Source organism: Ruegeria sp. N8, assembly GCF_056531325.1.
This window is the reverse complement of sequence record NZ_JBQFLQ010000002.1, coordinates 311,019-324,915: the sequence shown is the minus strand read 5'-3', so window position 1 is coordinate 324,915 and position 13,897 is coordinate 311,019. Positions and strand designations below refer to the sequence as shown.

Annotated in this window: 9 protein-coding genes; 5 read left to right on the top strand and 4 right to left on the bottom strand. The window is 55.4% G+C overall.

Annotated elements, in window-relative coordinates; genetic code table 11:
- Positions 1 to 35: 35 nt before the first annotated feature.
- Complete coding sequence (locus tag ACR0C5_RS05670) at positions 36 to 2,537, bottom strand: cadherin repeat domain-containing protein (RefSeq protein ID WP_480875170.1); 2,502 nt, start codon at positions 2,535 to 2,537, stop codon at positions 36 to 38.
- Positions 2,538 to 2,717: 180 nt separating this feature from the next.
- Between ACR0C5_RS05670 and ACR0C5_RS05665 the strand changes: the two genes are divergently transcribed.
- Genes ACR0C5_RS05665 through ACR0C5_RS05655 form a run of 3 tightly spaced genes read left to right on the top strand, consistent with a single transcriptional unit; the run spans position 2,718 to position 7,826 of the window.
- A complete protein-coding gene (locus tag ACR0C5_RS05665) occupies positions 2,718 to 4,424 on the top strand; it encodes an ABC transporter transmembrane domain-containing protein (RefSeq protein WP_480875167.1) in 1,707 nt (568 codons plus the stop codon).
- On the top strand, positions 4,421 to 6,496 hold the full coding sequence (locus tag ACR0C5_RS05660) for an ABC transporter transmembrane domain-containing protein (RefSeq protein ID WP_170769314.1): 2,076 nt from the start codon (positions 4,421 to 4,423) through the stop codon (positions 6,494 to 6,496). The genes ACR0C5_RS05665 and ACR0C5_RS05660 overlap by 4 nt, the downstream gene beginning before the upstream one ends.
- Position 6,497: 1 nt before the next feature.
- Positions 6,498 to 7,826 carry an HlyD family type I secretion periplasmic adaptor subunit gene (locus ACR0C5_RS05655; protein ID WP_480875164.1) on the top strand — a complete coding sequence of 443 codons (1,329 nt, stop codon included), beginning with the start codon at positions 6,498 to 6,500 and terminating at the stop codon, positions 7,824 to 7,826.
- A gap of 55 nt (positions 7,827 to 7,881) precedes the next feature.
- On the opposite strand, the gene ACR0C5_RS05650 is transcribed toward ACR0C5_RS05655, so the two are convergent.
- The 3 genes from ACR0C5_RS05650 to ACR0C5_RS05640 all read right to left on the bottom strand — a co-directional run bounded on the left by ACR0C5_RS05650 (position 7,882) and on the right by ACR0C5_RS05640 (position 10,542).
- Positions 7,882 to 8,412: a DUF3299 domain-containing protein gene (locus ACR0C5_RS05650; protein WP_480875162.1), complete on the bottom strand. Its 531-nt coding sequence runs from the start codon at positions 8,410 to 8,412 to the stop codon at positions 7,882 to 7,884.
- Between the two features lie 295 nt (positions 8,413 to 8,707).
- Positions 8,708 to 9,133, bottom strand: coding sequence for a hypothetical protein (locus tag ACR0C5_RS05645; RefSeq protein ID WP_170769317.1), 426 nt, complete (start codon positions 9,131 to 9,133; stop codon positions 8,708 to 8,710).
- The gene (locus tag ACR0C5_RS05640; protein ID WP_480875158.1) at positions 9,130 to 10,542 is read right to left on the bottom strand and encodes a GMC oxidoreductase; all 1,413 of its coding nucleotides are present in this window, start codon (positions 10,540 to 10,542) and stop codon (positions 9,130 to 9,132) included. Before ACR0C5_RS05640 ends, ACR0C5_RS05645 begins: the two co-directional genes overlap by 4 nt.
- A gap of 385 nt (positions 10,543 to 10,927) precedes the next feature.
- On the opposite strand from ACR0C5_RS05640, the gene ACR0C5_RS05635 reads away from it, so the two are divergent.
- Both ACR0C5_RS05635 and ACR0C5_RS05630 read left to right on the top strand, forming a co-directional pair.
- On the top strand, positions 10,928 to 12,424 hold the full coding sequence (locus tag ACR0C5_RS05635; protein ID WP_170769320.1) for a GMC oxidoreductase: 1,497 nt from the start codon (positions 10,928 to 10,930) through the stop codon (positions 12,422 to 12,424).
- A 66-nt stretch (positions 12,425 to 12,490) separates the two neighbouring features.
- Positions 12,491 to 13,894 (top strand): MATE family efflux transporter, encoded by a 1,404-nt coding sequence (locus ACR0C5_RS05630; RefSeq protein WP_480503080.1) that lies wholly within the window; start codon positions 12,491 to 12,493, stop codon positions 13,892 to 13,894.
- Positions 13,895 to 13,897: the final 3 nt, after the last annotated feature.

The following is a 13,897-nucleotide window of genomic DNA, read 5'->3' as shown; positions in this document are numbered from 1 at the left end:
CCGTCCATTTGGATCAGCCTTGGCCCAAAATTACTTCACCAGTCGAAACGCTCATAGACTTGTGTATCTAGTGCCGAAACTTGCGGGCTGTCAGGTAGTGTCACTGTCTCGGACAGGACATCTGTTTCTTGGGCTATATCCTGAGCCTCCGGTGCCATGTCCCAAGGTTGAGAGGCCATATCAGTTTCCGTCGCGTCGGCGAGTACAGATGCATCCATTCTTTCGGACTCCGCGCCCGCTGGTTCTGATCCTCCGACAGTGAGTTGAACCGGGATTTCTATTCTGTCCACTAAGTCGGGATCGTTGCGATCAGAGATTGCGAGTTCGAGGTTGATACTACCTTCGAATCCAGCGGGCGGGGAAATTTCCAAACTCGAAAGGTCCCAGCCATCCAAATTGACCACTTCTCCATCCGATAACAATGAGGCTTCGCCACTAACGAAGAGAGTGTTTTCGGGTGCGCCGTCCAACAAAATCGTCGCGCGCTCACTGGCTTCCGCTATGTCGATTTTTAGAGCTATAGTTCCACCTTCTTCGGCTGAGAGAATTCCGCTGACCTGAATTTCGGGCGGGTTTGAACTTTCTCCTTCCGGCCGGTTGTCTGGACCTGTTTCCAAAGCGGTGGTCGGCGCGCTTTCATCGAAAGAGCGTTGGACTTCCTGATCACGGTTTTTGGCTTTTGAGTAGCTTTGACTTGCGGAATTGTTTTTTGACGCCAGACCGCTGGCGATTGCAGTCTCGGGCATGTCGGCAACAGTGATCGAGATTGTCTCGGTTCGGCTTAAACCACCTGCGTCGATCACTGATACATCGATGTCAATCGAGGCTGCTACTTCATAGTCCAAGGCGACACCAGGCTTCAGTCGCAACTGGTTGCCGACCACTTCGAACCGATCATCCGAAACTTCGAACCGGTGTATGTCATTTGCATCGGGATCAGCGAAACTCAGATACCCAACGATGGCGCCTTCGGTATTTTCTGCGACCGAAAGCTGAGCCTCTGTCAAGGCGATGTTGTCGACCAGGGCGCCGTAGCTGTCATTTTGACTTTCTGGTTCACGGAGTTCCAGCGTGTCCTGGCCAGAGCCGACCACCTGAAGCTGGAACGTTTCCCAATCGGACGATTGTGGATCCAGTTCGCCGACCAACTGTCCGTTCCAATATACTTCGACCGTGTCGGTGCCACCGGATAGGCGCTCTCGCAGGTCAATGCCCAAATCGTAAAGCTGCCCGTCTTCAGTCTCAATCGTCTGGGAAATACTGTCGACGCCCCTTGCGTGGTCCAACTCCAACAATTGGTCCCCATGTGAAGCCTTGGTCCCCCATAGATTATCCCAGATTTCAAGGCCATGAGCATCGGTCCATCCGCCAGAATCGTCATTGTCGAAGCCGCGCCATCTGCCACGGTCGAGGTCGAATTCTTCAAAGCTTCCGTTTGCGACCAGATTGTCTGTTGCATTGCCAATGGACAAGTCGACCGGGGCTTCGTTGATGTCTTGGATATCCACTACGAAGGTTTCAGAAACACTCAGCCCGCCGGCGTCGATAGCTGTCACCTCAAGCTCGATCTGTTGGGTGGTCTCAAAGTCAATGTCCACCTCAGGCTTGAGGCGTAACTTTCCATCAACAACTTCGAAACGGTCGTCCGAGACTTCGAAGCTGTGGCTGTCGCTCTTGTCCGGATCAATCACCGAAATCTCTCCAACCACGGCACCGGCTGCATTTTCTGCCACAGTTGAATTGCTGAGCGAAACGCCCTCGGGCCCTTCGTTCACATCCAGCACCTCGATGGTGAAGGTTTGCGTCAAGCTGAACCCGTGCGCGTTTGTGGCCGTCACGTCCACTTCGATCTGGGCTGCATCTTCATGGTCCAGCGATACTTCGGGTTTTATTCGCAGCTCTCCATCTATGATTTCAAACCGATCGTCCGAGACGGTAAATTCATGCGCGTTGCTGCTATTTGGATCAATTACGGTGAGGGTGCCAATCGCTGCACCAGACGCATTCTCTGCGACGGTCGCGTTGTCCAAATTTAGCGCGTCAGGCGCAAGGTCAACCTCCTGTTCTGGAGGAGGCACTGCGCTGGGACCACTGGAAACCGGGGCAGCGATTCTTGGCGGAACATCCGGAATTTCTGGAACCGTCGGAGAGCCCTCCGTGTTTGAGGTGTTGAGCTTCGAAAAAGGCTCATTGGCGGATCCTGAAAAAGAAGAGGGTGCTTCAGGTGCATCTGGAGCAGAGCGCGTTTGCACAGTTTTCTGGCCATCAATGACGGCCTGTGCTTGAGGAAGCGAGCGTTCGGCGCTGATGAAGTCGTCGCGCGCAGAAGGCATGTCTGCTTTCTCAGGTGCACCGTTTTGATGCAGCCTTTCGTCTATCGTTCCTTCGACCCGTTCCCCTGTGTGCAAAGTGCTGCGGGTCGGATCCTCTTGGATCGAAACGCCGCGCGCAACGTGAGAGACGATCTCGGCTTTGTCGTTCAGTTCGGTTTGTGCGGAATTAATCTGATGCTCAAGATATTGCCCGGCTTTTTGCATTGATCTGATCCCCGTTTGTTCCCCTGATTCCGGCCCATCAGTACCATAGGTTGTTACTGCGATTGCGACTTAAGTATTTAAAAATTAAACGGAATAATCCGCAGTTCTCGATCGGAGTTTACACTTCTTCAATAGGTTCAGGCCAAACCGATTGGACGAGGCAACTGGGTGAGCAATAGGATGGGACCGAGCGAATTTATCGGACGAAAACTGACGCCACGGTTGGGTGTTCCGGTTTGGGTGGCTTCCCTGTCTTTGAACGTATTGTCACTTTTGATGCCGATCTCAATCCTGTTGATTTTCGACCGGATCATTCCATTCCAATCCATGGAAACTCTGCACGTTCTGACCGGCGTTCTGCTGTTCAGTGCGGGGTTTGAACTTGTTTTGCGACATTGCCGATCCATTCTATTGTCGACCGCCGCAGAGGATGCAGCGCGCGCCAACTACAGCCTTTTTATGAGACAGGTTCTGACGGCAAATACCCTGACCTTCGCCAAAGAGCCACCCAGCAGTTATGCCGAGCGCTACGCTGCGATTGCGCAACTTCGGGATCATTATGCGGGGCAAGGGCAAACGCTTTCGATTGATCTGCCGTTTACGCTCATGTTTGCAATCTTGATCGGATTGATTGGCGGCTGGCTCGTTCTGGTTCCATTGGGTGCTTTTGGCATCGTCCTGATTTTTGCGGCCGTAATGAAACGTGCTCAATGGAACTTGTTCCGACAGCGTAAGACGCTGGACACCCGCAGATACGCCTTTTTGTCCGAGCTTTTGTCGAACATGAAGACAATCAAGGCTAACCGGATGGAGCCGCAAATGTCGCGGCGATTTGAGATGCTTGAGGATCAGACAGTCGACATCAGCGGCCGAATGATACGTTTCGCCGGCTTCGCACAGAGTTTTGGCACCGTTTTTGCTCAGGTATCGGTGGCCGCAATGGGCTTGTTGGGCGCTTATCTGGCGATCCGAAATCAGATTGGTATCGCGGAAATGGCGGCCTGTATGCTTCTGAATGGGCGGATCGTGCAGCCGCTGACCAAATTGATGGCAATGTGGGTCCAGGCTGAAAATATCACTGTCGCCTGGTCCAGATTGAAAGAGATGAATGAGCTTGAAACGCATCTAGTCGCGACGTCTGGCGACGGGAAGCTATCGGGTGTTGTTACGGCCTCGGACGTCTCGGTCAGGCGTTTGCATGGAAACGGTGCGTCATTTTCAACGGTCAGTTTTACAGCCAGCGCCGATAGAGGCGTTTTGATCGAAGCCGAGGAAAGCTGGATGGTCGACGCCCTTTTTGATGCGCTAACGGGACAGTGCGACCTGGATCAGGGAAGCATTCTTTTCGACAGAGTGGATGCCAAGAAAAGAGTTGCCTTTCGCGGCGAAAACGCGTTGGTCGCGCTGGAGAGCGAACCAGTTATCCTTTCAGGTACCTTGCTGGAAAACCTAAGTGCGTTTGGTGATCACGAACGGATCGAAAGCGCCAAGACGGTTGCCGCTGCATTGGGGTTGGAACGCCGGATTCTTCGCCTGCCGCTTGGGTACAACACCCCAATGACAATTGGGTCGGCGTTCGAACGCGACCCGGTGAACCGGCAATTGATCGCATTGGTGCGCGCACTGGCTCTACAGCCTCACATCCTGCTAATGAACGAGCCGACCGCTGTGCTTGATACGGCTGAGCGACAGGCGCTGGCAGATTATCTGGCTAAGTTAGAAGTGCGACCGACGCTTATCGTGGCATCGCCCGACCCGCGTTTTAAGCAATTTGCGCCACAGGTCGTCAGGCTAAATGCAACCAAGTCACGCGACATGGCAGCGTGGGTCGCGGATACGGATCTTGAAAGGCTGACATCAGAGGCCATGCAAAAGGGGGCCGCATGACGACGCTTGAAGTAGAAAAAGCAACCGGCCTGCTGGACGCTCTGCTTTACAACCAAGGGCGCCGAAGCAGCCTAAACACGTTGCTGGAAGCACTCCCACATCAATCAGAAAGGCTAGATCAGGATGACATTCTGGATGTGCTCGACACGCTGAAAATTTCTTATACCAAAACTCGATGCCGGGAAGACACCATTGTGGACGCGGATTGCCCGGCTTTGGTTATTCCCGAAACCGGGCCGTGGTACGTCGCCTTGGGGCGTAACGGCTTGTCTTTGCGGGTGGCTGGCGCGAAAGACCACTCACCAAAACGTCGTAAGTGTTTGGTCATCCGAATTGAATCGAAGGCTTGGCGCGAAGAGGATGGTACGCCGCAAACTGTTCGTATGGCATTCCGAGTCTTTAGGCCGATGTTGCCTTGGCTTTTTCTTGCGTCATTCCTCATCAATCTATTGGGCTTGGCTGCGCCACTTTTGATCATGGCGATTTATGACAAGGTTATCCCATCGGGTTCGGTGGCAATGCTTACGTCATTGGTTGTTGCGGTCTTGGTTATCGGCCTCTCGGATATGTGTTTCCGACACGCGCGAACACGGGCATTGGCGTATATCGGCGCGCGCGGCGAACACCAACTCATGATTGCGTTGTTTCACAAACTGATGTCGCTGCCCCTGCAGCAGTTGCAGAAGTCGGATATCAGCCAACAGCTCTCTCGTTTCAGGCAATTCGAAGCCCTGCGAGACGTGTTCACAGGCCAGATCATGACCAGCTTGCTCGATTTGCCTTTCGTTTTAATTTTCTTTGCCGTCCTGACTTTTCTTGCCCCTCAGGTCGGATTGTTGACGCTTGGGCTTGTTGTTATTTTGGTGATACTCGGTTTCGTTACCATCCCCGAACAGCGGCGACTGGACAGTGCAGCCTCAGATGCGGCTGCAAAAAGTCAATCTGCAATGCAGCAGGCGATATTGCACCAGCGCATGATGAGCGACTTGGGACTGCAACAGAGATGGCTGGATCGCAGCTTGTCTTTGTCCGAAGCGGCAGAGGATGCAACGCGGCGTGCACGTGTGTTTCAGGCATTCACGCAGTCCTTGTCCCAATCGGTGACAGCGTTGGCCACGGTGGGGGCCATTATTCTCAGCGCTTATGCAGCGGTGAATGGCGATCTCAGTTTTGGCGCTTTAATCGCTGTGATTGCTCTGGTGTCAAAAATTCTTGCCCCGGTACAGACATTGTATTGTTGCTGGGCTCAAATCCTGATTTTCAGTCACAGCCGCAATCAGGCTGATCGGGTGCTTTCATTGCCAGAAGAGCTTGAACTGGGGTTGGAGCATTCTCATCGCAAAGACATTCAGGGCGCGATCCAGTTTTCTGCCGTCACTTTTCGCCCAGATCCGCTGAATGCACCGCTTCTGTCGCAGGCGAGTTTGAGCTGTGATCCCGGTGAAGTCACCTTAATCATGAGCAGTGATGCAGCCGTGCGAACGGCGGTCTTAGACCTGATGGACGGGTTGGCTACGCCTTTGGCGGGCACTGTATCTTATGATGACGTTGACTTGCGGCAAATCGCCAGGGACGAACTGCGCACTTCGGTTACTTACGCGACCTTTGAAAAAAAGCTGTTCTACGGCACGATCGCACAGAATTTTCGATTGGCGTCTGTGTCACTGAGTGATTGCCAAATCGAAACGGCCTTGTCGCAGATGGGATTGTCGCAGGACCAGGAGTTGTTGCCAGATGGTCTTGAAACTCGTCTGACCGATGCTCACCTGGCGCAGTTGCCAGATGAAACCCTCAAGGCTCTGACCCTTTCGCGTAGCATGGCGCGCCCTTCATCGGTTTATCTGTTTTCGGAACCGACCAATGGTTTGTCAGATCAGCGCCGTGCTGCCTTCAAGGAGTGGATGCGACAGCAAAAGAGGCGGAGCACCGTTGTGATCGCAACTGCGGACCGGTCCTTCCTTTCGATCGCAGATCGCTTTGTGTTTCTAAACGGAGAGCGCGTGGTTTTGAATGACACCGGAGAGGTCGGGCGCGGAAAGTTGAAGGCCATTTTACAGGCAATGGAAAAATAAAATGAGAGAGCAGACACAACAAAATTCGACCTCCGGTCCCACGGCACGTTTAATAAATCGTCGTCGGATGCGACCTCCAAGGGTGGCCGCGTTTTTGGCACTGACGATCTCGGGCTTTCTGGGCGTGATACTAGTTCTGGCGGGGCAAACCAACGTTCCTCAAATCACGCGGGCCCCGGGGACAATCTTGCCATTCGGGGACTATGCTCAGATCGAAACTCTGCACGGAGGCGTGGTCCGGGCCGTTCACGTGCGCAATGGCCAAACGGTCGAGGCGGGCCAACTTTTGGTGGAATTGGACCATCCAGACCTTTCGCGTGAGCAGGACATTATGACGGGTCAGCTTTCAGCAATTATTCGTCAGACCGAAAATGCCAAAACCGTTTTGTCCATGCTAGACAGCGAGACTTTGCCAAGTGACCGCGCGCTTGATGAGATAAGGAGTAGAGGCCTGACCAATGCCGCGGCTAGGCTGGATCTGTATTCCGAAAGCCAGACGATCCAGCAGGTATCGATCCAGCAGCAAGAGGGGACGCTGCGAATTTTGCAAGATGCAGCCGAACTGTCAGCAGCACGGGTCGAAAGAAAACAAGATCTTCTGGCAAGACATGCACAGCTTAGGGCACGTGGATTGAAAACCCTGAGCGACTATCTTGAAGAGGAAGATGAGGTTGAAGCGGTTCGAATTGCGGCATCGGACGCGCGGGTTCGGTTGGCCCAGGCTGAAAATGCGTTGAATTTGGCCCGCGCGTCTATGGCAGAGGAAACTCTGGCTCTGCGCGAAGAGGTATTGACGAAACTTTCTGATCTGGATCAGGAAAGGGCAGAGCTTATTGCCGCTCTCAAGATAGTGGGAGCTCAGATCGCGAGCCTGGCCATCGTGGCTCCGGCCCGCGGAGTCGTTCAAGCTGCTGCCTATCCCAATCCGGGAGAGGTCATTGCGCCGGGTGAGGTGCTGTTCGAATTGTCGCCAACACATGACGCGCTATTGGTTGAGGCACGCATTCCAAACGCGGATATCGGTCATGTGGATACCAGTCAGCCAGTGTCCGTCAGCGTTGACACATTCGATGTGCGCAGGTTCGGAAAGATCCAAGGGCGATTGCAAACTGTCTACCCCATGCCGCTTACCGATGAGAGGACCGGCGAGACCTATTTTCGCGCATCCTTTGTTTTGGCTGAAGGCAATGTGGGACGTGGACCTTATGAAAGGCCACTTCAGGCCGGGATGACGGTTGTGGCCGAGATGACGACAGGGGAGCAAACGCTGTTGTCCTATATGTTGAAACCTGTCCAGACGACTTTGGGCCGTGCTTTCAACGAAAGATAGTAGCCCGACCTGCGTGCCGCCTCATCTCGTCCCGTAGGTCGAGCAGGCGATGAATTTAGTTTTCATTCGACAAAACCGCGCCACCCGTTTTGTTGCGGGATGCGGCACGCAGACGGTCCTTGAAAGTCTGGGTCGCGCTGTCTGCAACGTCAGCCTGGGTGACAATGGCATCAGATAGAAGAAACGTGGCACGCATTGCGACAGGTCCATCCACGACAACAAATTGAGTGTTGCTCGGGGAAATCGTCAGCCGGCCAGTGACCTCTACACTTTGGTGAATGTATTCGGGCATCCAATCCGTCTCCAGTTCGACGCGGATCATCTGGTTCGGAGGCGGCGGCGGTAAATGGCTGCACATGCCTGGCCTCGGTACAAGGTATATGATTGAAGCACCGTTAGGAGCTTGAGGAGCCGGGATAGCATAGCCTTGAATTGTGGCGGCTTTACCCTCAAGATCGGGATTGCCTTGGGAACCGGCTTTCGCGCGCTGCGCGATCACATTGTCGCGCTGACTCAACAATCGGTCGATGTCGATTTTTTCAGCGGCAAGAGCATCTTCGGTTTCAAACAGATTTTGTTGCCACATCTGCCGTTCCTCGGCGGTGCCTACATCCTGTTGCAAGCGGCTGCGCAAACGCAGGACGTAAACAAGATCATCGAACTGTTCCGGGCTGAGTGCGCGAAACGGGTCGTGAAAATCCTGTACGGATGGGTCGGGCAATTCAGACCAAAGCAATGGCGTCGCGGCCCATGTCCCGAGGGGCGCACACAATACTGAAAACGCACAGATCAAAACTGCTCGCAGGCGCATCCCAACGGCCTTTCATGACTTAGAAAATAGCGGTCATTCAAATGTGAGAGATATCCGGGTAAACCGCAAATCACGACACTGCAAACGCCCCCAATTGGTTCAGGCAGGGGGTGTGATAGGGTTCGAACAAGGCGACAAATTCCAGCGGTAGTCCGTCCTCTGCTGCACGGATGACATTAGTCGAAGTTGCAAATTTGTCGATGACGCTGTCGTCGATCTTGCCGAGGACGTCTTTTGCATAGGGCAATCGGTGCAGCCCGCTCCAATATCCCAAATCCAGAGCCTTCCCTTCGATCCCTTTCTCTAGAACGAATTCTTCGTAAGCATAGGCGAACTCAGTGGCCGCATCCTGTCGCGCGATCTGGGGGCCATAGATCCGGTTGATGACGTCAAGCGCGTGACCGGCAATGCCGTGCCCTTTGATCAGCCGGTAGGCAACACCTGCGCCAAAGGCACCAACCCCCAAGGCAAGAACGCGACGGCGCGACCAGCTCATGTGACAACCTCCGATGCTCTGAGGGATAGGGCGGAAATGGTCAGGGATGGGTTGGCAGGCGAGCAGGTCGGGAAAGCGCCCGAGCCCAGTACGAACAGGTTTGGAACCCCATGCAGGCGCAACCGATCGTCAACCACCGATGACTCGGCCGAGGGACCCATGCGGTGCGTGCCTTGAATATGCGCCTGTGTGCGAATTTTTTCGTCCACTATCAGGTCCTCGATCGTGTCGGGGATGATGTCCGGCAAGCCGTCAATCGCCCGTCGCAGGCCGCGCATCGCATAGTCGGTGTACCCGACCCATTCGATGACGGGTTCGTCGTCCTCCAGCAGGACCCTGTTCTCTGCCATTGGAATATCATCGACGGTTAACCGGAGATGCAGTCGGTTGGCCCATTTGCCCTGTTCTCGCCGGATCGAGACCGGGGCGTTAACGGTTTCGATCAGAACAGCGCCGGCCTCTGATCGGTCAATGTCATGGTAGAAATGATACCCATGCCCGGTTTCGGACGCACCGCCGTAGAAGGCTTTGATTTTTGCGGTGTCCAGAATGATATCAACCTCACCTTGCTCATGAAGGTACGCACCTAGAGCTTTGTTTTTTATTCCTGATCTCAGCAAAATGGCAGCGTTGAATATCCCGTTTGTTCCCAGCGCAATTGTGTTGCCGCGCAAGCGCGCCTCAGCCCCGTCAGCAGTCTTGACCTGTACTGCGCGGGCCTGACCGCCTTCGATATCCACCGTGCGTACTTCGGTGCCTAACAGGTAGTGCGCGCCGGGATGTTCCAGCCGCTCGAACCCGTTCAGAATTGTAAATTTCGCGTCCACTGGGCAGATGCGGCAGACACCGTTCGCACAACACCGCGCTCGCGAGCCTCCGTTCGAGGTCGCGCTTGGCAAGGGCACCCATAGCGGGCTGTCTTCACGCAAAGCTATGTCAGAGCGAGATGGCGCGTGGGGCGGATACGGAAACGGCGCACTGCGCGGCAGGATGTGATCGGATTGCCCACCGCAGACTTCAATCATCTCTTCGGCCTGAATCCAGAAAGGTTCAAGATCATCGTAGGTTATGGGCCAATCTTCGCCGATACCGAACTTGCTTTTCAGGATGAAATCATCGGGATGCAAACGCGGAGTGTTGCCCCACCAATAGTTCGAATTCCCGCCAAACAAGGTGAATGCAACCCATTCCTTGGGTGCGCCCGAGCTGTTGCGTTGCTCGATCTTTTCACGGACGGCCCACCCATGCGCGATCTGGTCTGCATGAGAATAGTCCTGCCCTTTTTCGACAAACAGGATGTTAAGATGATCGGGTAAGCCGTGGGCGAAAAACATCGCGGAAAAGCTGCTGCCTGCGATCACCACATCCCAATCGCGGGCGCTGGCTTGTTCAAGAGACAATAGGCGCATCAGAACTCATTAACCTTATTAATCTTCACCTGTTGACCAAATTACAGGCTTCCGTCCGACCCGACCAGATCACGCGAGAATTGCGGCGGGGCAAAACAATCACTTTATGGTTTGCAATAATCAGGCCCTTGTCAATAAAGTTAAAGAGACGGCAATGCAGTCGCCTTGCCGGAATTGTTGTTTGTTTGGTGTGTTCGTTGAAGTTTTCTTTGAAAAGACGTCATCTTCTTGGGGCTGTTGCTGCGGTGGTCGTTGTCCCACCGGTTGCCCGGATTGCAGTTTTGAAGTCGCGGGATAATCCGCTGCCTCCCGTTTCCGATCCGAAAGTGGTTTTTGCTGATAGCTGGCTGTTGGATGCGAGCGACCTGGATGTGGACGGGTTGTCATGATCCTGGATGCGCGCGCTGAAATCCCGGCGTTAGAGGGGCCCTATGACTGCTGCATCGTAGGCGCGGGGCCGGCTGGTATCACGCTTGCGCTGAAACTGGCACAGGCGGGCCGTCGAGTGGTTCTTCTAGAGGCCGGAGACCGTGAGGTCACGCCCGTCTCGCAGGACCTCTATGAGGGCGAAAATCTGGGCCTGGAATATTACCCTCTGTCTGCGCCCCGGCTGCGCGCGCTTGGGGGGACGACCGGTCATTGGGGCGGGCAATGTCTTTTGCTGGACCGGTCCGACTTTCTGCCGCGCCCGGACGTACCCCTCAGCGGGTGGCCCATTCGGTACGAGGATCTGGCCCCGTATCAGGCGGAAACAGCTAAACTTTTGCAAACAGGGCAGTTCTCGGGCGGCTTCCGCAAACCGGTTGACGACAGCGGCACGCTGGATGTTGTTGAGCAGAGGTTCAGCTCTGACCGGGCGTTTTATGATATCGGCAACACGGACCCGGTACGCTTCGGTCCATTCTATCAGGGGCAATTGGAGGATGAGCCGAACATCGACCTTGTCTTGAATGCCAATGTGGTAGGGTTCGACGTCGATGGTGAGACCGGCCAAATCACGCAGGCGCAGATCCGTAACTATGGTGATGGCGAGGGGGCGGTGGCTGCCGGACGCTTTGTGCTGGCCATGGGCGGCTTGGAAAACAGCCGTATGTTGCTGCATCTGAACGCCCGGCAAAACAACAGGTTCGGCAATCAGAACGACATGGTTGGTCGCTGTTTCATGGAGCATCCGGTAATCGACCATGAAACATACTTCATCACACGGCGTCTTTATTCTCATTCCCCGACATGGGAATTCGAACGCCTGACGCGGCGCTCCCGCCCCGAGCTTGTGCTGAGTCCCAGCCAGGACCAGATGCTGAAAAACGGCTGGACCAACTCAGCCGTGCGGATGCGGCGACTAAGACGCAGAAAACTGCCGCCCGAAGAGCTGGGGGACACGGGCTTTATTAACGGTTTGAAATTCGATGAGGATTACTTTTTTACCAGCAACTCTCAGGTCACGGCTGAACAGCGCCCGAACCCTGCCAGCCGGGTTGTTCTGACCGACCAGCGGGATCGGTTTGATCTGAATACGGTCGGGCTGGACCTGCGGCTGATGCCCGAAGACATCGAGACCCTGCGCGGATCAACCATTGAAGTGGCCAAGTTCCTGATCCGAAACGGGCTGGGCCGGATGCGAATGGACCCCGCCTTGTGGAACCGCGATGCATTCGAAAACCTGCCGTTGGACTATGGTAGCCACCATATGGGCGGCGCGCGCATGTCCGAGACGCCCGAGACTGGCGTGGTCGATGCCAACTGTAAGGTGCATGGGGCCGCGAACCTCTATGTTGCGGGGTCAGGTGTGTTTGCGACCTGCGGCCACGCCAACCCCACGTTTACTATTGTACAACTGTCCCTGCGGCTGGCGGATCATTTACTTGGGCCTTCTGCCTGACGGGGTTTTGGGGTTGAAGCCCCCTGTATTCCACTGGCAGGTTAGCCCCGCACAAGGGGGGCGTTCATGACATCTCAAAGCTCGGGGCAGGCAGTCTTTCTGTCGGGCAGCCTGATGCGCCATGTCACGCGCATGTCGTTGACCACCAGTATCGGTCTGATGGCGATCTTCGCTGTCGACTTCGTCGATATGGTGTTCATCTCGATGCTGGGGAACGACGCGTTGGCGGCGGCGGTTGGCTATGCCGGGACGCTGCTGTTCTTTACCAACTCGGTCAATGTCGGCCTGTCTATCGCCGCAGGCGCGCTGGTTGCGCGCGAGCTTGGGGCAGGGCGGCCCGATCAGGCAAGGCGGTTCGGAACCAGCGTTGCCGTTCTGGGTGCGATCTCGGGCATGATCCTGTCCGCGCTTGTGCTGCTGAACCTAAACACACTGTTGTCGCTGTTGGGGGCCGAGGGAGAGGTTCTGCATCTGGCGGCGCGCTATAGCCGGATCATTCTTCCGACCATGTGGGTGATGGCTTTGGCTATGGCCGGGATGGCGGTCTTGCGGGCCCATGGGGATGCGCGCCGTTCCATGCAGGCGACGATTTTCGGCGGGCTGGTCAACGCGGTGCTGGATCCGATCCTAATCTTTGCGGTTGGGCTTGGGCTGGACGGGGCGGCGATAGCCTCGGTCATCGCGCGGGTCTGTATGCTGATAGCGGTGATGCGACCTGCTATAAAGGTGCATCGAGGGTTCGCGCAGCCTTCTCTTAAGCAAGTGGTTCAGGATGTACGCCCGGTGCGTGCCATAGCTGTACCAGCCGTCTTAACCAACATAGCCACGCCCGTCGGCAACGCCATCGTCATCCGTGAGGTGGCGCAGTTCGGAACCGATGCCGTAGCCGGCATGGCGGTTATCGCACGGCTGATGCCGGTGGCGTTTTCGGTTGTGTTTGCCCTGTCTGGCGCGATCGGTCCCATCGTTGGCCAGAACTATGGTGCGGGACAGTATGATCGGGTGAAAGAGACGTTTCTGGCCGGGGTCAAATTCACCGCCATCTACGTTCTGCTGATGGCCGCTGTCTTGTTTGCCCTTCGAGGCCCAATTGCGGATCTGTTTCTGGCGCAGGGGGAAACGCGGGCGCTGATCTATCTGTTCTGCGGTCCTCTGGCGCTGGCGTCTTTCTTCAACGGGGTAATCTTTGTTGCCAATGCCAGCTTTAACAATCTGGGCCATCCCATCTATTCCACATGGGTCAATTGGGGGCGGCATACGTTGGGTACTTGGCCGTTTGCCGTGGTCGGAGGCATCCTTGCAGGCGCGCCCGGTGTCCTGATGGGGCAGGCGCTGGGGGGCGTTGTCTTTGCGGTTGTCTGCTGGGTGATGGTGCGCCGCGTTGTGTCAAAGCTCAGCACGCCGCAAAAGCCGGACCCGTTTGCCGGGCAGAACCGACTTCACGCGCTGTTTGGGCGGCGTGGTTGGTAAGCG